Genomic DNA, 26,606 nt, shown 5'->3' with positions numbered 1-26,606 from the left:
TTGCAGCTTGAAACTTACTGCGGCTTGTAAAGCGGCATCACCTTGGGGATCGCCGCCTGCAAAGAGGCTATCCGGCTTTCGGAGGCGGGGTGAGTGCTCATGAACTCAGGTGACGAGCCTTGCGAAGCCTTGGCCATTTTGTTCCACAGGGTGATGGCGGCGTTCGGGTTGTAACCGGCACGGGCGGCCAGTTCCAGGCCGATCAGGTCAGCTTCGTTTTCATTGCCGCGACTGTTAGGCAAGGTCATGCCGTAGTTGGCCACGGTATCGGCCAGCGCCAGGCTGTCCTGACCCAAACCAAACAACGCGCCAGCGCCCTGCTTGGCCATTTCAATGCCGTAGGCCTTGGACATGGCTTCGCGGCCGTGCTCGCGCAAGGCGTGGGCAATTTCATGGCCCATCACCGCCGCCAGTTCGTCATCGGTCAGCTTGAGGCTGTCGATCAAGCCACTGTAGACAAAGATCTTCCCGCCAGGTCCGCAGTTGGCGTTCACCTCGTCGCTCTTGATCAGGTTCACCTCCCACTTCCACTGGGCCGCATCGGGCCGGAAGGTGGGCGCCTGGGCAATCAGGCGAGTGGCGATAGCCTGTACGCGCTTGGCGTTGGCACTGGTCTTGTCCACCATGCCCTTGCCGCTCGCCTCACCCAGCGTCTGCTGGTAAGACTGGGCATACATCTGGTCGACTTCCTGGCTCGACAACATGCTGAACATGTACTGCTTGCGCTCCACACCCACGGCGCCGCCGCTGGTGGTGTTAACCGACTGACAACCAGCGAGCAGCAACGCTGCACTCAATGTACATACCACCAATGATTTCTTCATGAACACGCTCCCTGAAAACATGGCGCGTATCGTAGGCGGGGAATTGTATCGGCGCCAGATACACCAGACGTTTAACCGTTAAATTTCGGATACTTCCCACATCGTCGCAAAATTCATAACCGGCCAGACCCATGACAGCACAGGTATCTACACATCGTGCAGCCCTGCTATTTCCCGTAGCAGCCGTCGAACGCCTGCGATGAAGCGGGTGCTTGCACCACAAAAATCCAGGATTAACCCGGCGTCAGACACTCCGGCCCATTAAGCTTGGGATCATTCACCATATTGGCCAGTACCCGCTCGCGCAGCGCAGCGGGTTCGCTGGCCAGTAAAGCCTGCAAAACGTGCAGCGGGGTCTCGGGGTTGAGCCACGCGTCTTGCCCCGCCGTATCGAGAATCAACGGCCGACGCTGATTCGACGCCGCCTGCGTCACCACCGCCGCGCTCAGCCACACCTGCTCCTGCACCGGATAAGCTTCCCAGATAGCGGCGAAAAACAACGTCGAGCCCTCTCCCGGCGTCAGCCAGTACGGTCGTTTACGCTGGGTACCACGCCATTCGTAGAAACCATTGGCCGGCAACAGGCAGCGGCGCTGGCGAAAGGCCTCGCGAAACATTGGCTGCTCCGCCAGGGTTTCCGCGCGGGCATGGGCCGGCGTGCGGGACAAGTCGGTCAGCCACGGCGGAGTCAGGCCCCAGCGCGCCCGCGCCAACTCGTGTTGACCGTTGGTCGCGCGCTGGATCAGCACCGAATCATTGGGGGAAATGTTCCACTGGGCCTTTTGATCGGCCGGGAAGCCCGGCAAGGCAGCAAAGGCGGGGTTCCAGCGAAACAGGGCATAACGTCCACACATGGGGCAACACGACTCTTGGGTAAACCGGCCAACAGCCTAACAGACCAGTACGTCGGGGAAGCTATCGGATTCATCGCCGGGCATCGGCAGCGCGCCGTTGTAGGCGGTGATCAACTCCCGGGCGTAAGCGGCCTGTTCGTCCTCCACTGCCAGGGCCAGCAGGCCATAGATCGGCAACTCGCCGGTGCCGCCCAGCAAGTCACGCCCCACCAGGTGGGCCTTGATGCCTTCACTGGCGAGCATGCCCTGGAGCAATTCGCCTTCCATCAGGTTTTCCGGTTCGTAGATTCGCTGCATGGCGTACCTTTTTATTCCTTCTCGCGACGCATTATTCGTTTTCGCTGCGCACTTCGAGCATCCATTCACCATCGTGAATCTGCAGCACGAAAGTAATGGGCCGGCAGCACACCGGACAGTCTTCAATATAGGTCTGATCGCCACCGGACAAATCCAGTATCGCCTCGACCACTTCACCACAATAAGGGCAATCGTAGACTTCAGTTTCCAGCATCACGGTCTCCCAAGTGACTTGTGCGTATAATCGCCGGTCTATTTGCAGGGCTATTGTTGTTTGATCCCATTGTTCAGACCGCGCCCTGTCACTTATCGATCCAAACCTTTTACTTACCCTAGCCGTTTCTAACAAGAGAGCATGATGGGCGAATTCGATACCATCCGACCTTACAACGACAGCGAAGTCCCGGCAGTGCTGGCACGGCTGTTCAGTGACAAGGCCTTTCTGGACATCCTGACCCACTTTCGCTTTCCGCGCTTTGCCGGCGCCTTTGGCTGGCTGCTCAAGCCGATAATCGCTTACAAACTGCGCCGTGAGTTCGCCAGCGTGACCACCGTCGCCACACTGCAGGACAAAGTCGAACTCTACGTCGACCACACTATAGATCGCGCGACCGACGGCGTGACCTATAGCGGTGTCGAGCAGTTCAAGTCTGGCAGCGCCTACCTGTTTTTGACCAACCATCGCGATATCGTAATGGACCCGGCCTTCGTCAACTACGCGATATACCACGCCGGCCTGCCGACGCCGCGCATTGCCATTGGCGACAACCTGCTGCAAAAGCCGTTTGTCAGCGACCTGATGCGCCTGAACAAGAGCTTTATCGTGCACCGCTCAATCGCTGGGCGGCGCGAGAAGATGGCGGCGTATCAGTTGCTGTCGGCCTATATCAACCACTCGATCCGCAACGACTGCGAGTCGATTTGGATCGCCCAGGCCGAAGGTCGCGCCAAGGATGGGGATGATCGCACCGAGTCAGCGATCCTCAAGATGTTCCACATGAGCCGCAAGGACGAGCCGTTCGCCGAGGTCATTCAGTCGCTGAACCTGACGCCGGTATCCATCAGCTACGAATACGACCCGTGCGACTCGGCCAAGGCCCGCGAACTGTACATCCGCGCCACCACCGGCACCTACAGCAAGGCGACGGGTGAGGACGATGGGAGCATCGCCTTGGGCATTACCGGCTACAAGGGCCGGGTCCACGTCAACTTCGCCTCGCCGATCACCGAACGCTTCGAAGACACCAAACTGCTGGCTATCGAGATGGACCGGCAGATTCTGGGCGGTTATCGGTTGTTTCCGGTGCATTACCTGGCGTATGCCCAGTGGTGCGATACCGACCCGCAATTACAGGTGCCGGCAGCTGCCGAGATGTTCCCGGTAGATGAGCTGACCAAGGCGAAAGCGGAGTGGGAGCGTCGATTGAATGCGTGCCCGAGCGAGCATCGGCCGTATCTAGTGCTGCAGTACGCGACACCAGTACGTAATCAATACCGAGTCAAAGCCGGCATCCCCCTGTAAACCCGACCCACTGTAGGAGCGAGGGGACGCCCGCTCCTACAGGCGGGTGCTGAACCAGGAAACCAGCAGCGCAAGCCCGAGGCCGGCAAAACCGAGCCGGTAGGAAAGACGGTGGACACGCTCGGTCCTCACGTCCAGAAACAGCATCGGCTGGTCGATAGCCCGCTCCTCGCTCTGCGCGGCGAGACTGGCCATCGCTCGTTGCTCCCGCAGGCGGGTGATGAACAGCAGACATGCACCGGGGCAAGCCAGCAACAGGGCAAACGCATTGATCAGTATTGCAGGCAGCGCCATCACAAACCTCGGTGTAACAGTGTACTGGTATCCATTCAGATACAAACCTGAACGATATGCGCAGCCTGCGCCTGCCAACTCCCTCCTCCATTGACGGCTAATGTATCGAGTAACTTACACCGTCACCTGAACGTCACCTTAACAAGCCACGCTGTTGCCCTTCGAACGCCCGGGAGCTTGTCATGTTGCACGCGCAAAACCAGGATCGACTGTATCTGATGCCTCAAAACGACGAGCAAGAGGCGCTGGTCGGCGGCCTGGCGTTCAATGTGCAGGATCGGCATTGGCTGGTGTATTGCGCCCTCGGCGGGCATCAGCATGCCGACCTGCCGGAGCTGGATTTGCTGACGGGGGTGAGTGTGCTCGACTTTTATGTCGAAACAGCTGCGTGACAGTTACAGGCATTAAAAACCGGGCTCATCACTGAGCCCGGTTTTTTTTGAAGCGATTACTGCGAGCTGAGGATCTGCCCGATGCTCGGGTCCTTGAACAGGCGCGTCAGGGCATCGCTCAACACATCACTGACCAGCTTGGTGTTGGTGTCCTGGTTCGGCGCCATGCCGAAGCGCTGATCCAGGGAAGCGCCATAACGGCCGCTGTAACGACGGCTGCCGGCGGACACGTCGGAGCGGAAGGTCGCGGCGATGGTGGCTTCGGTCACATATAGCCCCTCTTTAGGCGACTGGTATTTCAGCTCAGCCAGGGTCACGGTCAATTGCGGCGCGCCAGGGGAATTGCTGGTGGGGGTGAACCCCAGCAGGCGTACCGCCGCTTCAGCCTGGGCTTGCAGCTTGGGCAGTACATCGGCACCGGTCACCGTAATGGCGCTGGTTTCCGGGTACAGACCACCACGAGTACCCAGGGTAGGCGACGGACGACCATCGACCACACGCACCGACACCGGCTGGCCATGGCCGACAGCTGCCAGCTGGCTGGTGATTTTCGGCTGTGGGCTCAGTTGTTGCGGGCTGTGGGCGCAGCCAACCAGGGTCAAACTGGTCACAGTGATCAAACCGAACAACAGGCGTTGCAACATGCGTTTCTCTCCAGAAATCAGGTACCGACAGGCGGGCAGTATAGCGGTGCGCCATGTCCTTGAACTAGCGCCAGTTACAACTCAGACCCGACGGGCTTGTAGCGGTTCGGTGTCACTGATATGTCACAGCGGTTACACGCTGGTGTCATGCCTTGCAGGCAACCTTGGCCTCAACTCACAGGAGGTTGATCGCCATGCCATTTTTCTGGTCGTTGTTCATGCGCAAACCCGCTCACCGGCACTTTGCCCTGCTCGATCAACAAGGCCGCTGCCAGGCTTTCAAGCAGTGCAGCCTGCCCCCCATGGGCGATGGCTGGGTCGAAGTCGAAGAAATTCGCTTGAGCTGGATGCATCACCCCTTGCCCGCACGAGCACGTTTGAACCCACGCATTTCAAGGTCATTGCAGCGCCAGCCGTTGACCGCCTGACCGAACGGCTAATAAAAGTCATAAAACACGACCATTTACCCGCATTTCTTCGCTACAATCTCCCCCCGATTATAAGGACGTCTCCTGATCGGGCCTCGCAGCATCGCTAATGCTCCTGTATTAGCTCCCCCGCACCGCCCACAGAGAGCCGCCCACACAGATTAAGTGAAGCTGGCGTGCTTGCTGTTTTTCTGCAAAACCACCTCCTTTACCCAATCTGCCAGAGCTGCCATTGCGCTCGGCCACTTGAGTTGTTTGCCCGTCATGCCGCTTGTCGGCAGTGATTTCGGGCCAGGTGCCAGACTGGGGCAGCCCTTTTTTGAGGTTCACGTCTTCAAAAGAGCGTGAAAAAAACGGGTTTTCACAACTTCACAAGAGTGTGGCGAGCAAATGAATAGTTTTGCGTTTGTACAAGCACCATCAGCGTCTGGCACTGCCCAACCACACAGGACCGAGTACTCCTCAATAACTGGAGTTTGAAGCCTGTCCGCTACGGATTTGGTTGCACGATCGGACGTACTTGACCATAAGTCGAATTGCCACAGGCGCCCTTAAATGCGTTCATATGCAGATAAGGCCCGATAGGCAGTGTGCGCCGATGTTGTAAAGAGATGCGAAAAATTGCGAAGCGGACATGGCGATCCTGGCCATGGGTAACCTGGGGCATCATATGAACCGCCCCGTCACTCCTGGCAGCCATGCCGTCAATTTGGTGCTGCAGATTTTGGAGACGCGTTAAATGGCGCATAACGAAGCAGTCGACGTAGTACTGGTAGGGGCAGGCATCATGAGTGCCACCCTCGCCGTACTGCTCAAAGAGCTCGACCCCGGCCTCAAGCTGGAAGTCGTTGAGCTGATGGATTCGGGTGCCGCGGAAAGTTCCAACCCGTGGAACAACGCCGGGACCGGCCACGCCGGGCTGTGTGAGTTGAACTACACACCCCAGGCTCAAGACGGTTCGATCGACATCAAGAAAGCCGTGCACATCAACACCCAGTTCGAGGTGTCGAAGCAGTTCTGGGCGTACCTGACCAAAAAAGGCACCTTTGGCTCGTCCAAGTCCTTTATCAGTGCAGTTCCGCACCTGAGTTTCGTGCAGGGCGAAAAAGGCGTGTCGTTCCTCAAGAAGCGCTTTGAAACCCTCAGCCAGCACCACGCCTTCGCGGACATGCATTACACCGAAGACCGTGCGCAGATGGCCGAGTGGATGCCGCTGATGATGCCCGGCCGCCCGCTTGACGAAAAAATCGCCGCTACCCGCGTACTGAACGGCACCGACGTCAACTTTGGCGCCCTGACCAATCAGTTGCTGGCGCACCTGACCAGCTCGGCCGATGCCCAGGTCAAGTACAGCAAGCGTGTCACCGGCCTCAAGCGCAACAGCGCCGGCTGGACCGTGAGCATCAAGGACGTCAACAGCGGCAACTCCCGTGATGTCGACGCCAAGTTCGTATTCCTTGGTGCCGGTGGCGCGGCACTGCCGCTGTTGCAAGCCTCAGGCATCGAAGAAAGCAAAGGCTTCGGTGGTTTTCCGGTCAGTGGCCAGTGGCTGCGTTGCGACAACCCGGAAGTGGTCAAGCACCACCAGGCCAAAGTCTACAGCCAGGCGGCAGTGGGCTCGCCACCGATGTCGGTGCCGCACCTGGACACCCGCGTGGTCGACGGCAAGAAGTCCCTGCTGTTCGGGCCATACGCCGGTTTCACCACCAAGTTCCTCAAGCACGGCTCCTTCCTCGACCTGCCAATGTCAGTTCGCGCTGGCAACATCGGTCCGATGCTGGCCGTGGCCCGGGACAACATGGACCTGACCAAGTATCTGGTCAGCGAAGTCATGCAATCCATGGAGCAGCGCCTGGAATCCCTGCGTCGTTTCTACCCTGAGGCGAAAGCCGAAGACTGGCGCCTGGAAGTGGCTGGCCAACGGGTACAGATCATCAAAAAAGACCCGAAAAAAGGCGGCGTGCTGCAATTTGGCACCGAGCTAGTAGCGGCCAAGGATGGCTCACTGGCGGCACTGCTGGGCGCTTCTCCAGGCGCGTCGGTCACCGTTTCGATCATGCTCGACCTGATCGAACGCTGCTTCCCGGACAAGGCGTCCGGTGAGTGGGCCACCAAGCTTTCGGAAATCTTCCCGGCCCGGGAGAAAATTCTGGAAACCGATGCTGCGCTGTATCGCAAGATCAGCACGCAGAACAACATCAGCCTGGAGCTGGTTGAGCAAAGCAGCGAGACCGAAAGCTACGCTTAAAGCCCGCTCATAAAAAACGCCCCGCTCTCCATAGTGAGAACGGGGCGTTTTTTTTTCGCCAGGAGTAATCAGCCGCGAGCTTTGTCGATCAGTTCAATGTACTCGGCAGCGTTGCGCTGGTCCTTGATCACTTCAACGAAGGTCAAGCCGTGCTCATCCTTACCGTCCAGGTCCAGGCTCGCCTCTTTGAAAAAAACCAGGAACCGCTCGAAGTCGTCGATGCGCAGGCCACGGTAGGCTTTGATCAGTTTGTGGTGGGAAGGCGAAGTGGCGTCGACCGGTTCAAAATCCAGGAACAGCTTGATCTGCTCATCGCCGATTTCATCACCAATCAATTGCTTCTTATCTTTACGCATTGCCGACTCCAGCTTGCAGACATTTACACGGGGTGAGCAGTTTACCTGCGCTCTTACCTTGAGCGCACCGCCCCGGTGTGCAAATCCGCCCAGATATGGCCGTTGGCATAGCTTAAAAACTGCACATACAGGGTTTCATTACGCAGCAAGTCGATGATCACCCGGTACTGAGCCAATGGGTAATACAGGGTCAGAGTTTTGCTTTTATCGTCAAAGGCCGGCTTTTTCAGGCTCTTGCTTTCGCCGTCAAAGTTAAGGATCACCTGGCTGATGCTTGCGCCCTTGTTCAGGGATTTGCCCTTAAGGCGGACCAACAACGGTGATGTCACCGGAATCGGCTGCTGATTGGATTGACGCTGGTTGCCCACCACCACCGAATACTCGGTAACTTGCAGCAGTTGCTGCTGCTCGGGACTCTCGCCGCGCAGCATCAGGTCATCAGGTGGCAGGAATTGGCTGTGCATCGGCGCAGGAGCCGCGGCCAGAGGCAGACTGACGATCAGCGCCAGGATGGCGCAACTGCGGATCAAAAGGCTCATGGGCCGCTCCGTGGAAGATGGCCCAGCACTGTAGCTCAATCGAACTGGGCAAGCATCCAGCGCTGATAGGCAGCCACTTCGGGATCGCCTTCACCGGGTGCCCAGGTCGCCAGCTCGCCTTCGCCCACCGGCCGATAAGGCCCGGCCTTGCATTCGAACATCAGCGAGTCAGGCTCCAGCACCACTAGCCCATGGAACACCCCCGGCGGCAAATCGACGCCCTGGCACTCACCGCCTGCCCGCATGACACGCTTGGCCAGCACCTCGCCGGTCTCGCTGAAAATCAACAAACCCAGGCAGCCCTTGAGCACCAGCAGGGTTTCCGCCTTGTCGGCGCTCAAGTGACGATGCGGTGGCACGTAGGTGCTTGGCTGCATGCCCACCGCCATGCGGTGGCACGGCTCGTCCATCTGGTGGAAGTTGTGATGGTGCCGGCCACGGGGGCTGGCGGATGCGTTCTCGGCCAACTCGGCAAACAGTGATTGATCGAGAAAGCTGACCATCGATTACATCCCCTTGACGGCGTAGATACCCGCAGCATTGCGCCAGTAACCCTTGTAGTCCATGCCGTAACCGAAGAGGTAACGGTCGATGCACGGCAGGCCCATGTAATCGGCTTTCAGGTCTGGACGAGCCTTGCGGTCGTGGTCCTTGTCGATCAGCACGGCGGTGTGTACAGCGCGGGCGCCAGCGTGCTTGCAGAAGTCGATGATCGCGCCCAGGGTGTGGCCTTCATCAAGGATATCGTCAACGATCAGCACGTCGCGGTCGACCAGCGAGACTTCCGGCTTGGCCTTCCAGAACAGGTCGCCACCGGTGGTTTCATTGCGATAGCGGGTGGCGTGCAGGTAGGACGCCTCCAGGGGAAATTTCAGATGCGTGAGCAATTTTCCGGCAAAAATCAGACCGCCGTTCATTACACAGAACACCACCGGGTTGGTGTCGGCCATTTCCCGAGTGATCTTTTCGCCGACCTTGGCGATCGCCTCTTCGACTTGCGACTCGGTGTACAGGCAGTCAGCCTCTCGCATGATTTGACGGATATGCTCGAGATCAGCGGACATGGCGCTCTCCAAGGGTACTGTGGCAAGAAAAGCGGGCGAAGGTACGCTTCTGGGACGCAACGTTCAAGCCTTTATGGACTAATGTGCCAGATGTCTATAGGACAACACCCTCAGATAGATTAATCTAATCCGGTTTTTTTGCCCGCCGCCGGAGCCCTTCCCCATGCCCATCCGTGAGATCCGCCATCCGCTGATCCGACACAAACTCGGCCTTATGCGCCGTGCCGACATTAGCACGAAGAACTTCCGTGAGCTTGCTCAGGAAGTCGGAGCGTTGCTCACCTACGAAGCGACTAAAGATTTGCCCCTGGAAACCTACGAGGTTGACGGTTGGTGCGGTCCCGTCCAGGTCGAGAAGATCGCCGGCAAGAAAATTACCGTGGTCCCGATCCTGCGCGCCGGCATCGGCATGCTTGAAGGCGTGCTGAGCCTGATCCCGGGCGCCAAGGTCAGCGCCGTAGGCGTGGCCCGCAATGAAGAAACCCTGCAGGCCCACACCTACCTGGAAAAACTGGTGCCGGAAATCGACGAACGCCTGGCGATGATCATTGACCCGATGCTCGCCACCGGCAGTTCCATGGTTGCCACCATCAACCTGCTGAAGAAAGCCGGCTGCAAAGACATCCGCGCCATGGTGCTGGTTGCTGCTCCCGAAGGCATCGCCGCCGTCGAGAAAGCGCACCCTGACGTGGTGATCTACACCGCCTCCATCGATGAACGCCTGAACGAGCACGGCTACATCATTCCGGGCCTGGGCGATGCCGGCGACAAGATTTTCGGTACCAAGCAGAAGGACGCGTGACCATGCAGGATGAATTCAACGACCCGCTTTGGCGCCAGATCCTGTCTGGCGCACAGATGCTCTTCGTGGCATTTGGTGCGTTGGTGTTGATGCCACTGATCACAGGTCTTGATCCAAACGTCGCGCTGTTTACCGCAGGCCTTGGCACGTTGCTGTTCCAGGTAGTCACAGGACGGCAAGTGCCGGTGTTCCTGGCGTCGAGCTTTGCCTTTATCACCCCGATCATTCTCGCCAAGGAGCAGTTCGGCCTAGCGGCAACCATGGGCGGGGTGATGGCCGCCGGCTTCGTTTATACCTTCCTGGGCGCTGCGGTGAAGATCAAGGGCACCGGTTTCATCGACCGTCTGCTGCCGCCGGTGGTGATCGGGCCGGTGATCATTTCCATCGGACTGGCCATGGCGCCGATTGCCGCGAACATGGCGATGGGTAAAGGCAGTGATGGTGCCGAGCTGATTCATTACCAGACGGCGATGCTGATCTCGATGCCGGCGCTGCTGACCACGTTGATCGTGGCGGTGTTTGGCAAAGGCATTTTCCGCCTGGTGCCGATCATCTCCGGCGTGCTGGTGGGTTTTGCCATGGCGTTCTACTTTGGCGTGGTCGACACGGCCAAGATTGCCGCCGCACCCTGGTTCGCCCTGCCCCACTTCACGGCGCCAGAGTTCAATTGGCAGGCGATTCTATTTATCGTCCCCGTGGCGTTGGCGCCTGCCATTGAGCACATCGGCGGCGTGATTGCCGTGGGCAGCGTCACCGGTCGCGACTACCTGAAAAAGCCCGGCCTGCATCGCACGCTGCTGGGCGACGGTATCGCCACCACCGCTGCCGGCATGCTCGGCGGCCCGCCCAACACCACCTACGCCGAAGTAACGGGCGCAGTGATGCTGACCAAGAACTACAACCCGAAAATCATGACCTGGGCGGCGGTGTTTGCCATCACCCTGGCTTTTGTCGGCAAGTTCGGCGCGCTGCTGCAAAGCATCCCGGTACCGGTGATGGGTGGGATTCTATGCCTGCTGTTCGGCTCGATTGCCGCAGTGGGGATGAACACCCTGATTCGTCACAAGATCGACCTAGGGGAAGCGCGCAATCTGGTGATTGTTTCGGTGACCCTGGTGTTCGGGATTGGTGGCGTGTTGATCGGCACCGGGACTGGCCCGGACGACTTCGGCCTCAAGGGCATCGCCCTGTGTGCGGTGGTGGCGATTGGGTTGAATCTGCTGCTGCCGGGCAATGATGGCTGGAAGAACAAAAAGCCGGATGAGCCGCTGATTTAACGGCTCAGCAATAACAATGTGGGAGCTGTCGAGACTCGCTCGAGTTCGACAGCTCCCACATTTGATTTCAGTATCAGTTAAAGCTCGCCCAGCCCGTCAATCAACGCCTGGTTCTGCTCGGGCGTACCGATGCTAATGCGCAGGAACTGGGCAATCCGCTCCTGCTTGAAGTGCCGCACGATCACCCCTTGCTCGCGTAACTTCGCAGCCAAACCAGCCGCGTCGTGTTGTGGGTGTCGGACAAAGATGAAGTTCGCTGCCGACGGCAACACCTCAAAACCTTTCGCCTGCAACTGCCCGACCACCTTGTCACGGCTGTCGATTACCAAACGGCACGTCTTCTCGAAGTACTCTCGATCCTCGAATGCCGCCGCCGCCCCGACAATCGCCAAGCGATCCAGCGGGTAGGAGTTGAAGCTGTTCTTGACTCGTTCCAGCGCCTCGATCAGGTCCGGATGGCCCACCGCCAGGCCCACGCGCAATCCTGCCAGGGAGCGCGACTTGGACAGGGTCTGGGTCACCAGCAGATTGGGGTAACGGTCCACCAGGCTGATGGCGGTTTCGCCGCCAAAGTCGATATAGGCTTCATCGACCACCACCACTGAGTCCGGGCTAGCCTTGAGTATCTGCTCCACAGCGTCCAGCGCCATCACGCAACCGGTGGGCGCGTTCGGGTTGGGGAAGATGATTCCGCCGTTAGGCTTGGCATAGTCCGCAGCACGGATCTGGAACTGTTCATCCAGTGGCACCGCGTCGAAGGTGATGCCGTAGAGACCGCAGTACACCGGGTAGAAGCTGTAGCTGATGTCCGGGAATAGCAGCGGCTGATCGTGCTGGAACAAACCGTGAAAGATATGGGCCAGAACTTCATCGGAACCATTACCCAGGAACACCTGTGCCGTTTGCACACCGTAATACTGCGCAACAGCCTGCTTGAGCAGATCGCCATTGGGGTCCGGGTACAAACGCAGGTTGTCGTTCAACTCGCCTTGCATGGCCGCCAGCGCCTTGGGCGATGGGCCATAAGGATTTTCATTGGTGTTGAGCTTGACCAGCTTGGCCAGCTTCGGTTGTTCACCAGGCACATAGGGCACCAGGTTCTTGACGAATGGGCTCCAGAATCTGCTCATTTCTCAGTTCCCTTTCTTGTCGTCAACGATGCGGTATTCAGCACTGCGGGCGTGGGCCGTCAGCGACTCGCCGCGCGCCAGCACCGAGGCAGTCTTGCCCAGTTCAGAGGCGCCTTGGGGCGAACAGAAGATGATCGACGAACGCTTCTGGAAGTCATACACACCCAGCGGCGACGAGAACCGCGCGGTACCGGACGTCGGCAACACATGGTTGGGACCGGCGCAGTAGTCGCCCAGGGCTTCGCTCGTGTGGCGACCCATGAAGATCGCGCCGGCATGGCGAATCAACGGCAGCCAGGCTTGTGGGTCGGCTACGGATAGCTCCAGGTGTTCCGGGGCGATACGATTGGCCACTTCGATGGCCTGCTCCATGTCACGAACCAGGATCAGCGCACCACGGCCATTGATCGATTTTTCGATGATCTCGGCACGCTCCATGGTCGGCAGCAACTTGGCAATGCTGGCGGCGACCTTGTCGAGGAATTCGGCATCGGGGCTGACAAGGATCGCCTGGGCGTCTTCGTCGTGCTCGGCCTGGGAGAACAAGTCCATGGCGATCCAGTCCGGATCAGTCTGGCCGTCGCACACCACGAGGATTTCCGAAGGGCCGGCGATCATGTCGATGCCGACCTGGCCAAACACGTGGCGCTTGGCAGTGGCGACATAGATGTTGCCGGGGCCGACCACCTTGTCGACCTTCGGCACGCTTTCGGTGCCGTACGCCAGCGCTGCAACCGCTTGGGCGCCGCCGATGGTGAACACTCGGTCAACGCCGGCGATGCAGGCCGCGGCCAGCACCAGTTCGTTGATTTCACCACGAGGGGTTGGCACCACCATGACCACTTCGATCACGCCAGCGACCTTGGCCGGGATGGCGTTCATCAGCACCGATGACGGATAGGATGCTTTACCGCCCGGCACGTACAGGCCGGCACGGTCCAGGGGGGTGACCTTCTGGCCCAGCACCGTGCCATCGGCCTCGGTGTAACTCCAGGAGTCCTGCTTCTGTTTTTCGTGGTAGCTGCGCACCCGCGCCGCTGCCACTTCCAGAGCTTCGCGCTGGGGTCCGGTGATGCGGGTCAAGGCCAGTTCCAAGCGTTCGCGGGGCAGGATCAGGTCGGCCATGGAGGCGACATCCAAACCATCGAACTGACGAGTGAAATCCACCAGCGCCGCGTCACCGCGTTCGCGCACAGCCTTGATGATGTCGAGCACCCGCTGGTTGACCGATTCGTCGGACACACTTTCCCAGCTCAGCAGATGATCCAGATGATGGGCGAAATCCGGATCGGCAGCGTTGAGTCGGGCAATTGCAGTGGACGTGGTCATAGCGAGGGCCTCATAGGATTGACAAAAGTGCTCAGGCGCCGAAAATTAGCAGTCGATCCGCTTGGGCACCTGAGAATTCTGGCTATGAGGCGGATAGACGGGCGTAGCTTTTCAGCTACGCGGGTGAGTCAACCGCGGTGTCGAGACTCCACTGCCTTGCGCAGGGTGTCGATCAACGCCTGGATACGGGCGTGCTGCATTTTCATCGAGGCTTTGTTGACGATCAGCCGGGAGCTGATATCGGCGATGAAGTCCTGGGGCTCCAGGCCATTGGCACGAAGGGTGTTACCGGTGTCGACCACATCGATGATCTTGTCCGCCAGACCAATCAGCGGCGCCAGTTCCATCGAGCCGTAGAGCTTGATGATGTCGACCTGACGGCCTTGTTCGGCGTAGTAGCGCTTGGCAACGTTGACGAACTTGGTCGCCACCCGCAGGCGGCCCTTGGGCTCGACGTCGCCAACACGGCCAGCGGTCATCAGTTTGCACAAGGCAATACGCAGGTCCAGTGGCTCGTACAGGCCCTGGCCACCGTATTCCATAAGCACGTCTTTACCGGCCACGCCAAGATCAGCGGCGCCATGCTCAACGTAGGTCGGTACGTCAGTGGCGCGCACGATCAGCAGGCGTACGTCAGCCTGGGTCGTGGGGATGATCAACTTGCGGCTTTTGTCCGGATTCTCGGTCGGCACGATGCCCGCTTCAGCCAGAAGCGGCAAAGTGTCGTCAAGGATGCGGCCCTTGGACAGTGCGATGGTCAACATGGGAAACGTCAGTCCTTCATCAGGCAATTGCTGTCCGGTCGCAAGCGGCGCCAGACACAGATCGAGGCCTTTACAGACCTCGACTTAAAACAAAACCGTGGGCACCTCCCTGTGCCCCGTGCAGCGACTAGCCCGGTACGCGGCGGATCTTCGCGCCGAGCATCTGCAGCTTCTCTTCGATGCACTCGTAACCACGGTCGATGTGGTAGATGCGATCGATCAGAGTGTCACCTTCAGCGCACAGCGCCGAGATCACCAGGCTGGCGGAAGCGCGCAGGTCGGTGGCCATTACTGGCGCGCCCTTGAGCTTCTCGATACCGGTGACGATGGCAGTGTTGCCTTCGACCTGGATCTTGGCGCCCATGCGGTGCAGTTCATACACGTGCATGAAACGGTTTTCGAAGATGGTCTCGATAACCGCACCGGTGCCTTCAGCAATTGCGTTCAGGGAAACGAACTGCGCCTGCATGTCCGTCGGGAACGCCGGGTACGGAGCGGTCCGCACGTTGACGGCCTTGGGCCGCTTGCCGTGCATGTTCAGCTCAATCCAGTCGTCGCCGGTGGTGATTTCAGCGCCCGCTTCCTTGAGTTTTTCCAGGACAGCTTCAAGGATGGTCGGATCAGTGTCCTTGACCTTGACGCGACCACCGGTAACAGCGGCAGCGACCAGGTAGGTACCGGTCTCGATGCGGTCCGGCATGACCTTGTAGGTGGCCGAGTGCAGGCGCTTCACGCCTTCGATGGTGATGGTGTCGGTGCCGGCGCCGGTGATGTTGGCGCCCATGGCGATCAGGAAGTTGGCCAAGTCGACCACTTCCGGCTCGCGCGCGGCGTTTTGCAGCACGCTGCGGCCAGTGGCCAGTGCGGCGGCCATCATGATGTTCTCGGTACCGGTCACACTGACGGTATCGAAGAAGAAGTTGGCACCACGCAGGCCGCCTTCCGGCGCCTTGGCCTTGATGTAGCCGCCTTCGACGTCAATGGTTGCGCCCATGGCTTCAAGGCCACGGATGTGCAGGTCCACCGGACGCGAGCCGATGGCGCAACCGCCAGGCAGGGCCACTTCGGCTTCGCCGAAACGGGCAACCATAGGACCCAGTACCAGGATCGAGGCGCGCATGGTTTTCACCAGCTCGTACGGGGCGATCAGGGTCTTGATGGTACGCGGGTCGATTTCGACCGACAGTTTCTCGTCGATCACCGGCTCGATGCCCATGCGACCGAACAGCTCGATCATGGTGGTGATGTCGTGCAGGTGCGGCAGGTTGGCCACGGTGACCGGACCATCGCACAGCAACGTAGCTGCGAGGATTGGCAAGGCAGAGTTTTTTGCCCCGGAGATACGGATTTCGCCATCAAGACGAATACCACCGGTAATAATCAATTTATCCATAAGAATCTCGACGCCTAGGGGCTCAGGTGCGCTCGGCCCAGGCCGCGCGGCTGAAAAATTTCATAGTGACCGCATGGATGCTGCCATCGGTGATCCATGGGTTCAAATGGGCATAGATCTGCTGCTGACGCTTGACCGGGCTCAATGCCGCCAGTTCATCGCTAATTACGTTCAGCTGGAAGTTGCAGCCTTCGCCTTCAACTTCCACCTTCGTATCTGGCAGCTTTCCTTCAAGGAAGCTCTTCACTTCTACGGCCTGCATGCTCAACCTCTATCGGCGCCCAGTGCGCGCGGGTCGGACATCATACAAAAAAGCCCCGCGCCTGCGAACCCCGCATAGCAGGACTCTGACGGGGGGCTTCTTTAATAATGTGTATTAAGGATGCGCCAACAGCTCGGTCAAACCCGAAACCTGAGCAATTTCACGCATATCTTCGGGCAATGCACGAATACTGACAGCTTTGTTGACCGCGGCGGCATCACGCATGAAGCACAGCAGCAACGACAGACCGACGCTACTGGACTTCACCACTGACGAGCAATCCAGCACCAATGCAGACGCGGTGCTGGCATTGATCAGCGCCTGGCCCTGCTTGCGCAGGCCAGGCCCGCTGCGGTAATCCAGCACGCCGCTCAAGAGCAGCTCGCCGGCCTCGCCGAGACGGACAGCCGACTCGCTCATTGGGCCTTCTCTTCAGAGGCTTTTTCGGTCACTTCCTTGGCCTTGGCCACTTCACCGGCCCAACCATTGATGGTTTTGTCCAGATCGTTGCCATTGCGCTGCATCGCGTCTGCGAACTGGTCACGGAACAGTTTGCCGATGTTGATGCCGTTGATAATCACGTTGCGCACTTTCCACTCACCGTTGATCTTCTCAAGAGTGTAGGAAACCGGATAGACCGAGCCGTTGTTGCCCTTGACCTGCATGTCCACGCTGGTGCGGTTACCGGACTCATCCTTGGCCGGGGAAACAACGATGCCCTGGTTGTTATATTCCAGCAATGCGTTGCCGTAGAACTGCATCAGGCTGCGCTTGAAGTTGTCCTGGAAGGTCTGCATTTGCGCGGGCGTAGCCTTGCGCGAGTACTTGACGGTCATGATGCTGCGGGAAATGCCGTCGGCGTCCACCACCGGGCCGACAATGCCGTTGAGGGCGTCGTAGAACTCGCTTGGGCTTTGCTTGTACTTTTCTTTGTTGGTGGCAAGGTCTGCCAGCAAACGGGTGGTTGTGTCCTGGACGATGTCGTGTGCGGAAGGCGCTGCCACAGCGGCGCCAGCCATCAACGGCAAGGCTGCCAACAGCACCAACAGGCCACGTCGCAAGGTAGAGATCATGAACAAACTCCTCATTTGGCGTCTTTGCTAACGGTATTGAGCAGGAATTTACCGATCAAGTCCTCCAGCACCAGCGACGACTGCGTGTCGTGAATAGTCGAACCATTCTTGAGCAAGGCTTCTTCCCCGCCCACGCTGATACCGATGTACTTTTCGCCCAGCAGACCCGCCGTGAGAATAGAGGCAGTGGAGTCAGTTGGTAGATTATCTACGCGCTTTTCCAGTTGCATCGTCACGCGGCCGGTGAAGCTGTCGCGGTCCAGATCGATAGCCGTGACCTTGCCGATGGTCACCCCGGCCATGGTCACTTTAGATCTGACAGTCAAACCGGCGATATTGTCGAAGTAGGCGTAAAGTTTATAGGTGTCGGCAGCAGGGCTGGCCGAAAGGCCGCTGACTCGCAGGGCGAGCAGCAGTAAAGCCAGGATGCCAGCCAGCAAGAAAAGGCCGACACCGATCTCCACAGTGCGGTTTTGCATCAGAAATCTCCAAACATCAAAGCAGTCAAAATGAAGTCAAGGCCCAGTACTGCCAGCGAGGCGTACACAACGGTCTTGGTGGTGGCGCGACTGATCCCTTCTGAAGTGGGCTCACAGTCGTAGCCTTGGAATACGGCGATCCAGGTCACAACAAAGGCGAAGACGATGCTCTTGATTAGCCCGTTGAGCACGTCACCGCTGAAGGTCACGCTGTTTTGCATGTTGGCCCAGTAGGAGCCCTCATAGACCCCCAGCCAGTCCACCGCCACCCACGAACCGCCCCAGATCCCGACCACGCTGAAAATCATCGCCAGCAGGGGTAGGGAAATGAAGCCAGCCCACAGGCGCGGGGCAACAATGTATTTGAGGGGGTCCACGCCGATCATTTCCAGGCTGGACAGCTGCTCGGTGGCTTTCATGTTGCCGATTTCTGCGGTCAGCGCAGAACCGGCGCGACCGGCAAACAGCAGCGCGGTGACCACCGGCCCCAGCTCACGCAACAATGTCAGGGCAACCATCTGCCCCACCGCCTGTTCGGAACCGTAGCTGGAAAGAATGCTGAAGCCTTGCAACGCCAGCACCATGCCGATGAACATGCCGGAGACCACAATGATCACCAGGGACATCACGCCCACGGAGTGCAGTTGTTTGATCAACAGAGCAAAGCCGCCGCCGATACCGCCGCGACCGAGCAAGGAGTGAAACAGAAAAATCGTCGAACGGCCGAGTACTTCGACAATGTCGATGCCGGAACGGCCGAAAAGGCGAACTTTTTCGGTTAAAGATGTCTTGCGCATCAGCGCTTCCCCAGAAGATCTGAGCGGTAGTCCGCTGCCGGAAAATGAAAAGCCACCGGGCCATCGGGATCGCCGGTCATGAATTGGCGAATACGCGGGTTGTCAGCGTTCATCAGCTCTTCAGGCGTGCCCTGCCCCAGCACCTGGCCATCGCCTACTAAATAGAGGTAGTCGGCAATGCTCGCGGTTTCGGCCAGATCGTGGGACACCACGATGCTGGTGATCCCCAGGGCATCGTTAAGCAAGCGGATCAGGCGTACCAGCACACCCATGGCAATCGGGTCCTGGCCGACGAATGGTTCATCGTACATGAGAATCTGCGGGTCCAGCGCAATGGCGCGAGCCAGCGCGACACGACGCTTCATGCCGCCGGAGAGTTCGTCGGGCATCAGGTCGATAGCACCGCGCAGCCCAACGGCCTGCAGTTTCAGCAACACAATGTCACGAATCATTTCATCGGACAGCTGAGTATGCACCCGCAGCGGGAACGCGACGTTTTCGAATACATCCAGGTCGGTGAATAACGCGCCGCTCTGAAACAACACGCCCATGTGCTTGCGGGCATCGAACAGATCGCTGCGCGACAATGTCGGCAGGTTCTGGCCATTGACCCAGACCTCGCCTGCACTGGGGCGCAATTGCATACCCATCAGGCGCAGCAAGGTGGTCTTGCCGCAACCGGAAGGCCCCATGATGCCCGTGACTTTGCCGCGGGGAATGCGAATATCAACGTTATTGAAGATGCTGCGCGTACCGCGCTTGAAGGAAAGGCCCTTCAGCTCGACCGCGTAGGCGTTATCGGCACTCATCTAAACTCCTTGGAATGCAGCCTCTCGCTCAGGCGCCATGTTTGGGACAACTGCTTGCGACAGATAGACACATGGGCTGTGCGGACCGAACTGGCGGCGAACTATATCACTGCTGACACAGAGCGCCCAAGGCCGGAACAGAGCTTGTTCAGAAACAGGACAGCTAAAAAAACGTATTTGAGAGCGGCCACACATCCCGGCCGGAACAAAGCCTAACGAACTTGCGTGAGGGAATTGCGCATTCCCGCTATAATCGCCGACTTTTCGTCAGGCTATACGACTTCAGACATGAGCCAATCCAGCGACCTTATTCAATCCGCACAACGCACCATCCGTCTCGAACTGGAAGCCGTAGAAGGCTTGCTGACCCATATCGACGCAGATTTCGTACGCGCCTGCGAGATGATTCTGGCCAGCAAAGGCCGCGTTGTCGTGGTTGGCATGGGCAAGTCAGGCCACGTCGGCAACAAGATCGCCGCGACCCTGGCGAGTACCGGGACCACCTCATTTTTCGTGCACCCGGCCGAAGCCAGCCATGGCGACATGGGCATGATCACCCGGGACGACATCATCCTGGCCCTGTCCAATTCCGGCACCACCAACGAAATAGTCACCTTGCTGCCGCTGATAAAGCGCCTGGGTATCAAGCTGATCAGCGTTACCGGCAACCCGGATTCGACGCTGGCCAAGGCTGCCGAGGTAAACCTGAACGTACACGTCACCCACGAAGCCTGCCCGCTGAACCTGGCGCCGACGTCGTCCACCACCGCCGCCCTGGTCATGGGTGATGCACTGGCCGTGGCACTGTTGGAAGCGCGCGGCTTTACCGCCGAAGACTTCGCATTTTCCCATCCAGGTGGTGCGCTGGGCCGTCGGCTGCTGCTGAAAGTGGAAAACGTCATGCACGCCGGCGACGAGTTGCCAAATGTGCCGCGCGGTACCTTGCTCAAGGACGCGCTGATGGAAATGACCCGCAAGGGCCTGGGCATGACCGTCATCCTGGAAGCCGATGGGCGCCTGGCCGGGATTTTCACCGACGGCGACCTGCGCCGCACCCTGGACCGCACCATTGATATCCACACCGCGACCATCGACGAGGTAATGACCCCTCATGGCAAGACCGCCCGCGCCGAAATGCTCGCAGCCGAAGCCCTGAAGATCATGGAGGACCACAAGATTGGCGCCCTGGTGGTGGTCGATGGCGACGATCACCCGGTTGGCGCCTTGAACATGCATGATTTGCTGCGCGCAGGAGTGATGTAAATGAGCACCGACCTTTTGCAACGGGGCAAAGCCATCAAACTGGCAATTTTCGACGTCGACGGCGTGCTGACCGATGGCCGCCTTTACTTCCTCGAAGACGGTAGCGAATTCAAGACGTTCAACACCCTCGACGGCCAGGGCATCAAGATGCTGATGGCAGCAGGCGTGCAAACAGCCATTATTAGCGGTCGCAAGACGCCCGTTGTGGAACGCCGCGCACAAAACCTGGGTATTCCTCACCTCTATCAAGGCCGTGAGGATAAACTGGTGGTCTTGGACGAACTTCTTGGCCAACTCAACCTAAGCTATGAGCAGGTTGCCTACCTGGGCGACGACTTGCCTGACCTGCCGGTAATTCGTCGGGTTGGCCTGGGCATGGCGGTGGCCAATGCCGCAGCATTTGTTCGCGAACATGCCCATGGCGTCACTCAGGCCCGCGGTGGCGAAGGCGCCGCACGCGAGTTCTGCGAGTTGATCCTGCGCGCCCAGGGCAGCCTTGAAGCGGCCCACGCCGCCTACCTATAGAGCTATCTATGCTGAGCAAAAAGATTCGAAATCTCCTGGTATTCGGGGCCATCACCGCGCTGTTCCTGGCGGTCGGTTACTGGAATATCAGCCCGGAGCGCTTCCTCGACCAGCCTGTAGCACAGGTCGACGAGGGCGCTATCGACTATTACGCCATCAACGCCCACAGCGTGCAGTTCCTGCCCGATGGCAAGGTGCAGTACGAGATGACCTCGGACAAGGTCGAACACCTGAAGGCCACCGAGGTCACATTGTTGACCAACCCGGACCTGAACCTGTATCGCGGCACCGAATTCCCCTGGCACGTCACCAGCAAGCGCGGCGAAGTCAATCCTGACGGTACCGAAGTCGAACTGATCGACTCGGTGCGCGTAGCTCGCACCGACGCCAAGGACCGCGAGACCATTATTACCAGCAGTCGCATGACCGTATTCCCTCAGAAGCAATATGCGCAGACCGAGCAAGACGTTAGAATCGACGGCGCTGGCGGTGTATCGACTGGCAAGGGAATGAAAGCGTATTTGAAAGAAAGCAGGATACACCTGCTATCGAACGTAAGAGGACAGTATGAGGCTCGTTAAAACCCTCCCTATTTTGCTCGGTCTGGGCGCAGCACTGGGAAGCGTGAGCGCCTGGGCTCTGCCGAACGATAGCGAACAGCCAATCCACATTCAGGCTGACGACGCTCAGTTGGATGACAAGCAAGGTGTAGCAACCTACAAGGGTGATGTGATCATCACTCAAGGCTCGATGAAAATCACCGGAAACACCGTGACGCTGACCCGCAACCCTGCTGGTGAGATAGACGTAGTGACTTCGGTGGGCAACCTGGCCTATTTCGAGCAACAACAGAAAGCTACAGATCCGGCCCCCATCAAGGGCTACGGCGTGACGATCCAATATCACGCCCAACAAAATCGCATCGTATTGATCGACCGCGCCAAGGTTCTGAGCAGCGACGGCAACTCTACCGAAGGCGAGAAAATCATCTACGACACCAAGACCCAGATCGCTCAAGCTGGTCGCGCCAATGGCAGCAAGGTCACTACGCCACGTCCACGCATCGACATGGTTATCCAGCCGAAGAAGAAGGCCGAGTAATGGCAACCCTGAAAGCCCAGCATCTGGCCAAGGCCTATAAAGGCCGTCAGGTCGTGCGCGATGTCAGCCTATCGATCGACAGCGGCCAGATCGTCGGCCTGCTTGGCCCCAACGGTGCCGGCAAGACCACCTGCTTCTACATGATTGTCGGACTGGTCCAGGCGGATCAGGGTCGCGTACTGATCGACGACCTGGACGTCAGCCACCAACCTATGCACGGCCGTGCCCAGGCTGGTATTGGCTATCTCCCCCAGGAGGCGTCGATCTTCCGCAAACTGTCGGTAGCCGACAACATCATGGCGATTCTCGAAACCCGCAAGGAACTCGACCGCGCCGCACGCAAGAAAGAGCTGGAAAGCCTGCTGCAGGAATTCCACATCAACCACATTCGCGACAACCTCGGCATGAGCCTGTCCGGTGGCGAACGTCGTCGTGTGGAAATCGCCCGCGCCCTGGCCACTGCGCCGAAGTTCATCCTGCTGGACGAACCCTTCGCCGGTGTCGACCCGATCTCGGTCGGCGACATCAAGCAGATCATCCACCACCTCAAGGCCAAAGGGATCGGTGTATTGATCACCGACCACAACGTGCGCGAAACCCTCGATATCTGCGAAACCGCCTATATTGTCAACGACGGGCAACTGATTGCCGAAGGTGACTCGGCAACTATCCTGGCCAACGAACTGGTCAAGGAAGTTTACCTGGGCCACGAATTCCGCTTGTAAGTACTGTGATACCTGGCCATTCGCCAAGGAGCGCGAGCGTCAATAAAAACCTCAATATTTTTATTGTTACCGCGCTCTAGGCAAAGCCCCCGATATCAGGCATATAATTTGCTTATGTTTGGCGCTCACGCGCCCTGTCGTGGATGGCGCATTGCGCCGGCGAATAAGGTGTTAAGCCCCTGCCATGAAACCATCGCTAGTTCTGAGAATGGGCCAGCAGCTGACGATGACACCGCAGCTGCAACAGGCCATCCGCCTGCTCCAATTGTCGACCCTGGACCTGCAACAGGAAATCCAGGAGGCCCTGGAGTCCAATCCGATGCTCGAACGCCAGGAAGAAGGCGACGACTTCGATAATGCCGACCCGCTGGCCGACAACACCGAGCAAAAACCCAACACCGATGTCCAGGAACCTTCCTACCAGGAAACCGCCCCTACGGTGGATAACCTTGAGGAAGGCGAGTGGAACGAGCGCATTCCCAATGAGCTGCCGGTGGACACCGCCTGGGAAGACGTCTATCAGACCAGCACCAGCAGCCTGCCCAGCAATGACGATGACGAGTGGGACTTCACCACCCGCACCTCCGTCGGCGAGAGCCTGCAGAGCCACTTGCTGTGGCAACTGAACCTGGCGCCGATGTCCGACACCGATCGACTGATCGCCGTGACCCTGATCGACTGCATCAACAATCAGGGCTACCTGGACGAGACACTTGAGGAAATCCTTGAGGCCTTCGACCCGGAACTGGATATCGAACTGGACGAAATCGAAGCCGTCCTGCACCGCATCCAGCAATTCGAACCGGCCGGTATCGGCGCCCGCACCCTCAGCGAATGCCTGCTGCTGCAACTGCGCCAGTTGCCCACCAAGACGCCGTGGCTGACCGAGGCACAACGCCTGGTCACCGACTACATAGACCTGCTGGGCAGCCGCGACTACAGCCAACTGATGCGGCGCATGAAGCTCAAGGAAGATGACCTGCGCCAGATCATCGAGCTGGTGCAAAGCCTCAACCCTCGCCCCGGCTCGCAAATCGAGTCCGGCGAAGCCGAATACGTCGTTCCCGATGTGATCGTGCGCAAGGACAACGAGCGCTGGCTGGTGGAGCTGAACCAGGAATCGGTGCCACGCCTGCGGGTCAACCCGCAATACGCAGGTTTTGTCCGTCGGGCCGACACCAGCGCCGATAACACTTTCATGCGCAACCAGTTACAGGAGGCCCGCTGGTTCATCAAGAGCCTGCAAAGCCGTAATGAAACCCTGATGAAAGTCGCCACTCAGATCGTCGAGCACCAACGCGGCTTCCTGGAATATGGCGATGAGGCAATGAAACCGCTGGTCCTGCATGACATTGCCGAGGCAGTAGGCATGCATGAATCGACGATTTCCCGGGTGACTACACAGAAATTCATGCATACCCCACGGGGTATTTATGAGCTGAAATACTTTTTCTCCAGTCATGTAAGCACTTCCGAAGGTGGCGAATGCTCGTCCACGGCGATCCGCGCGATCATCAAAAAACTGGTTGCCGCGGAAAATCAGAAAAAGCCGTTGAGTGACAGCAAGATCGCTGGTTTACTGGAGGCACAAGGCATTCAGGTAGCCCGTCGAACCGTCGCCAAGTACCGCGAGTCCCTTGGGATCGCGCCTTCCAGCGAGCGTAAGCGTTTGATGTGACGGGCTAGCCACAGCGTTCCAGTGGCAGGCATTTCTGCCTGCCGCTTTATGCACTGGCAACGAAGGAGAAGCTGTATGCAAGTCAACATCAGTGGACACCAACTGGAAGTGACCGACCCCCTGCGCACCTACATCGGCGAAAAACTCGACCGATTGGAACGGCATTTCGACAAGATAACCAACGTGCAAGTCACGATGACCGTCGAGAAGCTGCTGCAGAAAATCGAAGCCACCCTGCATATCCCCGGCGGGGAAGTCGTCGCCAATGCCGAGCATTCAGACATGTATGCCGCCATTGACCTGCTGACTGACAAGCTGGATCGCCAACTCAAAAAGCATAAGGAAAAGACCCAGAGCCTCCTTCAGGGCGCAACCGGTCGTTAACACTCCCAACCCATGATCCGACTCGAAAATATCCTGACCCCCGGCCGTTCCCTCATGAACGTGCCGGGCGGCAGTAAAAAGCGCGCCCTCGAACAAATTGCCAATCTGATCGGCCGCGAAGTGCCTAATCTGAAGACGCAAGATGTCTTTGAGGCTCTAATTGCCCGTGAAAAACTTGGCTCGACCGGTTTTGGCAACGGCATCGCCATCCCCCATTGCCGCCTTAAAGGTTGCGAGTCTCCAGTCAGCGCCTTGCTGCACCTGGACGCTCCTATCGATTTCGACGCCATCGACGGTGCCCCGGTAGACCTGCTGTTCGTTCTGCTGGTCCCGGAAGCGGCCACCGATGCGCACCTGGAACTGCTCCGGCAGATCGCCAGCATGCTCGACCGCAAAGAAGTACGCGAAAAACTGCGTAGCGCCTCCAGTAATGAAGCGCTGTATCAGGTCGTCCTGGAAGAGCAGAACGGGCAGTAATCATGCGTTTGATCATCGTCAGCGGCCGCTCCGGCTCAGGTAAAAGTACTGCCCTCAATGTGCTTGAGGACAATGGCTTCTATTGCATCGACAACCTGCCGGCCGGCTTGCTGCCCGAACTGGCTGAGCGCGCGTTGATCCACACCGAACTGGCACAGCCGCTGGTCGCTGTATCCATCGACGCCCGCAACCTGCCCAGCCACCTAACGCGCTTCCCGGAATTGCTTGAGGAGGTGCGCGGCAAACACATTCATTGCGACGTGCTGTACCTGGATGCAGACGAAGAAACCCTGCTCAAGCGTTTTTCAGAAACTCGTCGTCGTCACCCTCTGAGCAGCGCCAACCGCTCGCTGGCAGAAGCCATCGAAGACGAAACCAAGCTACTGGGGCCAATCATTGACCTGGCCGACCTGAAGATCAACACCACCAGCCTGAACCTGTATCAACTGCGCGATACCATCAAGTTGCGCCTGTTGAACCAGCCAGAACCTGGCACGGCGTTCCTGGTGGAGTCTTTTGGCTTCAAGCGGGGCATGCCGGTGGACGCCGACCTGGTGTTCGACGTGCGCTGCCTGCCCAACCCGTACTGGAAGCCGGAACTACGTGATCAGTCGGGGCTCGACCAACCCGTAGCCGAGTACCTGGCGGCGCAACCGGATGTCGAGGAGATGTTCCAGGACATTTCCAGCTACCTGCTCAAATGGCTGCCACGCTTTGCCGCCAGCAACCGAGCCTATGTCACCATCGCCATTGGCTGCACCGGCGGGCACCACCGCTCTGTGTACCTGACCGAGCGCCTCGGCCAGGTTTTGCAGCAAACCCTCAAGAACGTCCAGGTTCGCCACCGCGACCTTAGCTGAAAGGAACACCCCCGCG

Annotated in this window: 35 protein-coding genes; 15 read left to right on the top strand and 20 right to left on the bottom strand. The window is 58.7% G+C overall.

What is annotated here, in order from left to right:
* Window positions 1-14 precede the first annotated feature (14 nt).
* From ACZRKZ_RS10535 to ACZRKZ_RS10520, 4 genes are all read right to left on the bottom strand, one after another.
* Window positions 15-824 carry a M48 family metallopeptidase gene (locus ACZRKZ_RS10535; RefSeq protein WP_463967161.1) on the bottom strand — a complete coding sequence of 270 codons (810 nt, stop codon included), beginning with the start codon at window positions 822-824 and terminating at the stop codon, window positions 15-17.
* 233 nt (window positions 825-1,057) lie between these two features.
* Window positions 1,058-1,678 carry an SOS response-associated peptidase gene (locus ACZRKZ_RS10530; RefSeq protein ID WP_463981563.1) on the bottom strand — a complete coding sequence of 207 codons (621 nt, stop codon included), beginning with the start codon at window positions 1,676-1,678 and terminating at the stop codon, window positions 1,058-1,060.
* Between the two features lie 36 nt (window positions 1,679-1,714).
* The gene (locus tag ACZRKZ_RS10525; protein ID WP_463981562.1) at window positions 1,715-1,975 is read right to left on the bottom strand and encodes a putative signal transducing protein; all 261 of its coding nucleotides are present in this window, start codon (window positions 1,973-1,975) and stop codon (window positions 1,715-1,717) included.
* Between the two features lie 31 nt (window positions 1,976-2,006).
* Window positions 2,007-2,189: a CPXCG motif-containing cysteine-rich protein gene (locus ACZRKZ_RS10520; RefSeq protein ID WP_463981561.1), complete on the bottom strand. Its 183-nt coding sequence runs from the start codon at window positions 2,187-2,189 to the stop codon at window positions 2,007-2,009.
* Between the two features lie 144 nt (window positions 2,190-2,333).
* Between ACZRKZ_RS10520 and ACZRKZ_RS10515 the strand changes: the two genes are divergently transcribed.
* Complete coding sequence (locus ACZRKZ_RS10515; RefSeq protein WP_463981560.1) at window positions 2,334-3,497, top strand: 1-acyl-sn-glycerol-3-phosphate acyltransferase; 1,164 nt, start codon at window positions 2,334-2,336, stop codon at window positions 3,495-3,497.
* A gap of 36 nt (window positions 3,498-3,533) precedes the next feature.
* Here the strand turns inward: ACZRKZ_RS10515 and ACZRKZ_RS10510 are convergent, their stop codons facing one another.
* Entirely contained in the window at window positions 3,534-3,791 is a 258-nt protein-coding gene (locus ACZRKZ_RS10510) for a hypothetical protein (protein WP_463967165.1), read from the bottom strand.
* A gap of 182 nt (window positions 3,792-3,973) precedes the next feature.
* On the opposite strand from ACZRKZ_RS10510, the gene ACZRKZ_RS10505 reads away from it, so the two are divergent.
* Window positions 3,974-4,183: a hypothetical protein gene (locus tag ACZRKZ_RS10505; RefSeq protein ID WP_133099850.1), complete on the top strand. Its 210-nt coding sequence runs from the start codon at window positions 3,974-3,976 to the stop codon at window positions 4,181-4,183.
* Between the two features lie 56 nt (window positions 4,184-4,239).
* Here the strand turns inward: ACZRKZ_RS10505 and ACZRKZ_RS10500 are convergent, their stop codons facing one another.
* Window positions 4,240-4,827 (bottom strand): YajG family lipoprotein, encoded by a 588-nt coding sequence (locus ACZRKZ_RS10500; protein WP_133099851.1) that lies wholly within the window; start codon window positions 4,825-4,827, stop codon window positions 4,240-4,242.
* Window positions 4,828-5,021: 194 nt separating this feature from the next.
* Here ACZRKZ_RS10500 and ACZRKZ_RS10495 point away from each other — a divergent pair, with 194 nt between their 5' ends.
* Both ACZRKZ_RS10495 and mqo read left to right on the top strand, forming a co-directional pair.
* A complete protein-coding gene (locus tag ACZRKZ_RS10495) occupies window positions 5,022-5,255 on the top strand; it encodes a hypothetical protein (RefSeq protein ID WP_463981559.1) in 234 nt (77 codons plus the stop codon).
* A 739-nt stretch (window positions 5,256-5,994) separates the two neighbouring features.
* The gene (gene mqo, locus ACZRKZ_RS10490) at window positions 5,995-7,503 is read left to right on the top strand and encodes a malate dehydrogenase (quinone) (protein WP_463981558.1); all 1,509 of its coding nucleotides are present in this window, start codon (window positions 5,995-5,997) and stop codon (window positions 7,501-7,503) included.
* A 68-nt stretch (window positions 7,504-7,571) separates the two neighbouring features.
* Here mqo and ACZRKZ_RS10485 read toward each other — a convergent pair whose 3' ends face one another.
* Genes ACZRKZ_RS10485 through ACZRKZ_RS10470 form a run of 4 tightly spaced genes read right to left on the bottom strand, consistent with a single transcriptional unit; the run spans window position 7,572 to window position 9,462 of the window.
* Window positions 7,572-7,859 carry a PA4642 family protein gene (locus ACZRKZ_RS10485; protein ID WP_463967168.1) on the bottom strand — a complete coding sequence of 96 codons (288 nt, stop codon included), beginning with the start codon at window positions 7,857-7,859 and terminating at the stop codon, window positions 7,572-7,574.
* A 53-nt stretch (window positions 7,860-7,912) separates the two neighbouring features.
* Entirely contained in the window at window positions 7,913-8,398 is a 486-nt protein-coding gene (locus ACZRKZ_RS10480; protein ID WP_463967169.1) for a hypothetical protein, read from the bottom strand.
* 35 nt (window positions 8,399-8,433) lie between these two features.
* The gene (locus tag ACZRKZ_RS10475) at window positions 8,434-8,901 is read right to left on the bottom strand and encodes a WbuC family cupin fold metalloprotein (RefSeq protein ID WP_463981557.1); all 468 of its coding nucleotides are present in this window, start codon (window positions 8,899-8,901) and stop codon (window positions 8,434-8,436) included.
* A gap of 3 nt (window positions 8,902-8,904) precedes the next feature.
* Entirely contained in the window at window positions 8,905-9,462 is a 558-nt protein-coding gene (locus ACZRKZ_RS10470) for a hypoxanthine-guanine phosphoribosyltransferase (protein ID WP_149410901.1), read from the bottom strand.
* Between the two features lie 163 nt (window positions 9,463-9,625).
* Between ACZRKZ_RS10470 and upp the strand changes: the two genes are divergently transcribed.
* The gene (upp, locus tag ACZRKZ_RS10465) at window positions 9,626-10,264 is read left to right on the top strand and encodes a uracil phosphoribosyltransferase (RefSeq protein WP_133099858.1); all 639 of its coding nucleotides are present in this window, start codon (window positions 9,626-9,628) and stop codon (window positions 10,262-10,264) included.
* A 2-nt stretch (window positions 10,265-10,266) separates the two neighbouring features.
* The gene (locus ACZRKZ_RS10460) at window positions 10,267-11,541 is read left to right on the top strand and encodes a uracil-xanthine permease family protein (protein WP_463967172.1); all 1,275 of its coding nucleotides are present in this window, start codon (window positions 10,267-10,269) and stop codon (window positions 11,539-11,541) included.
* A 77-nt stretch (window positions 11,542-11,618) separates the two neighbouring features.
* Here the strand turns inward: ACZRKZ_RS10460 and hisC are convergent, their stop codons facing one another.
* From hisC to ACZRKZ_RS10410, 10 genes are all read right to left on the bottom strand, one after another.
* The gene (gene hisC / locus ACZRKZ_RS10455) at window positions 11,619-12,671 is read right to left on the bottom strand and encodes a histidinol-phosphate transaminase (RefSeq protein ID WP_463981556.1); all 1,053 of its coding nucleotides are present in this window, start codon (window positions 12,669-12,671) and stop codon (window positions 11,619-11,621) included.
* A gap of 3 nt (window positions 12,672-12,674) precedes the next feature.
* On the bottom strand, window positions 12,675-14,000 hold the full coding sequence (hisD, locus tag ACZRKZ_RS10450) for a histidinol dehydrogenase (RefSeq protein ID WP_463981555.1): 1,326 nt from the start codon (window positions 13,998-14,000) through the stop codon (window positions 12,675-12,677).
* Window positions 14,001-14,128: 128 nt separating this feature from the next.
* A complete protein-coding gene (gene hisG, locus ACZRKZ_RS10445; RefSeq protein WP_007901570.1) occupies window positions 14,129-14,764 on the bottom strand; it encodes an ATP phosphoribosyltransferase in 636 nt (211 codons plus the stop codon).
* 127 nt (window positions 14,765-14,891) lie between these two features.
* Window positions 14,892-16,157, bottom strand: coding sequence for a UDP-N-acetylglucosamine 1-carboxyvinyltransferase (murA, locus tag ACZRKZ_RS10440; protein ID WP_463967176.1), 1,266 nt, complete (start codon window positions 16,155-16,157; stop codon window positions 14,892-14,894).
* Between the two features lie 22 nt (window positions 16,158-16,179).
* A complete protein-coding gene (locus ACZRKZ_RS10435; protein WP_133099863.1) occupies window positions 16,180-16,419 on the bottom strand; it encodes a BolA family protein in 240 nt (79 codons plus the stop codon).
* Between the two features lie 114 nt (window positions 16,420-16,533).
* Complete coding sequence (locus ACZRKZ_RS10430) at window positions 16,534-16,839, bottom strand: STAS domain-containing protein (RefSeq protein WP_463981554.1); 306 nt, start codon at window positions 16,837-16,839, stop codon at window positions 16,534-16,536.
* Window positions 16,836-17,492: an MlaC/ttg2D family ABC transporter substrate-binding protein gene (locus tag ACZRKZ_RS10425; protein ID WP_463981553.1), complete on the bottom strand. Its 657-nt coding sequence runs from the start codon at window positions 17,490-17,492 to the stop codon at window positions 16,836-16,838. Before ACZRKZ_RS10425 ends, ACZRKZ_RS10430 begins: the two co-directional genes overlap by 4 nt.
* An 11-nt stretch (window positions 17,493-17,503) precedes the next feature.
* Window positions 17,504-17,971, bottom strand: coding sequence for an outer membrane lipid asymmetry maintenance protein MlaD (gene mlaD / locus ACZRKZ_RS10420; protein ID WP_133099866.1), 468 nt, complete (start codon window positions 17,969-17,971; stop codon window positions 17,504-17,506).
* On the bottom strand, window positions 17,971-18,768 hold the full coding sequence (mlaE, locus tag ACZRKZ_RS10415) for a lipid asymmetry maintenance ABC transporter permease subunit MlaE (RefSeq protein ID WP_463967179.1): 798 nt from the start codon (window positions 18,766-18,768) through the stop codon (window positions 17,971-17,973). The genes mlaD and mlaE overlap by 1 nt, the downstream gene beginning before the upstream one ends.
* Entirely contained in the window at window positions 18,768-19,577 is an 810-nt protein-coding gene (locus tag ACZRKZ_RS10410; RefSeq protein WP_463967180.1) for an ATP-binding cassette domain-containing protein, read from the bottom strand. The genes mlaE and ACZRKZ_RS10410 overlap by 1 nt, the downstream gene beginning before the upstream one ends.
* Window positions 19,578-19,865: 288 nt before the next feature.
* Between ACZRKZ_RS10410 and ACZRKZ_RS10405 the strand changes: the two genes are divergently transcribed.
* The 9 genes from ACZRKZ_RS10405 (at window position 19,866) to rapZ (ending at window position 26,590) form a co-directional block, all read left to right on the top strand.
* Window positions 19,866-20,840 carry a KpsF/GutQ family sugar-phosphate isomerase gene (locus ACZRKZ_RS10405; protein WP_463967181.1) on the top strand — a complete coding sequence of 325 codons (975 nt, stop codon included), beginning with the start codon at window positions 19,866-19,868 and terminating at the stop codon, window positions 20,838-20,840.
* A complete protein-coding gene (locus tag ACZRKZ_RS10400) occupies window positions 20,841-21,365 on the top strand; it encodes a KdsC family phosphatase (protein WP_149410890.1) in 525 nt (174 codons plus the stop codon).
* Window positions 21,366-21,373: 8 nt separating this feature from the next.
* The gene (lptC, locus tag ACZRKZ_RS10395; protein ID WP_463981552.1) at window positions 21,374-21,946 is read left to right on the top strand and encodes an LPS export ABC transporter periplasmic protein LptC; all 573 of its coding nucleotides are present in this window, start codon (window positions 21,374-21,376) and stop codon (window positions 21,944-21,946) included.
* The gene (lptA, locus tag ACZRKZ_RS10390; protein WP_133099872.1) at window positions 21,933-22,466 is read left to right on the top strand and encodes a lipopolysaccharide transport periplasmic protein LptA; all 534 of its coding nucleotides are present in this window, start codon (window positions 21,933-21,935) and stop codon (window positions 22,464-22,466) included. The genes lptC and lptA overlap by 14 nt, the downstream gene beginning before the upstream one ends.
* On the top strand, window positions 22,466-23,191 hold the full coding sequence (gene lptB / locus ACZRKZ_RS10385; protein ID WP_149410888.1) for an LPS export ABC transporter ATP-binding protein: 726 nt from the start codon (window positions 22,466-22,468) through the stop codon (window positions 23,189-23,191). The genes lptA and lptB overlap by 1 nt, the downstream gene beginning before the upstream one ends.
* Before the next feature lie 184 nt (window positions 23,192-23,375).
* The gene (locus ACZRKZ_RS10380; RefSeq protein ID WP_463967183.1) at window positions 23,376-24,869 is read left to right on the top strand and encodes an RNA polymerase factor sigma-54; all 1,494 of its coding nucleotides are present in this window, start codon (window positions 23,376-23,378) and stop codon (window positions 24,867-24,869) included.
* 75 nt (window positions 24,870-24,944) lie between these two features.
* The gene (gene hpf / locus ACZRKZ_RS10375) at window positions 24,945-25,253 is read left to right on the top strand and encodes a ribosome hibernation-promoting factor, HPF/YfiA family (RefSeq protein ID WP_133099875.1); all 309 of its coding nucleotides are present in this window, start codon (window positions 24,945-24,947) and stop codon (window positions 25,251-25,253) included.
* A 12-nt stretch (window positions 25,254-25,265) separates the two neighbouring features.
* Window positions 25,266-25,730: a PTS IIA-like nitrogen regulatory protein PtsN gene (gene ptsN, locus ACZRKZ_RS10370; protein WP_149410886.1), complete on the top strand. Its 465-nt coding sequence runs from the start codon at window positions 25,266-25,268 to the stop codon at window positions 25,728-25,730.
* A gap of 2 nt (window positions 25,731-25,732) precedes the next feature.
* Window positions 25,733-26,590 carry an RNase adapter RapZ gene (gene rapZ / locus ACZRKZ_RS10365; RefSeq protein WP_463967184.1) on the top strand — a complete coding sequence of 286 codons (858 nt, stop codon included), beginning with the start codon at window positions 25,733-25,735 and terminating at the stop codon, window positions 26,588-26,590.
* The last annotated feature ends 16 nt before the right edge of the window (window positions 26,591-26,606 follow it).

This window comes from Pseudomonas sp. c313 (assembly GCF_055407145.1).
Note: the sequence above shows the minus strand (reverse complement) of the source record. Positions and strands in the feature narration are given on the sequence as shown.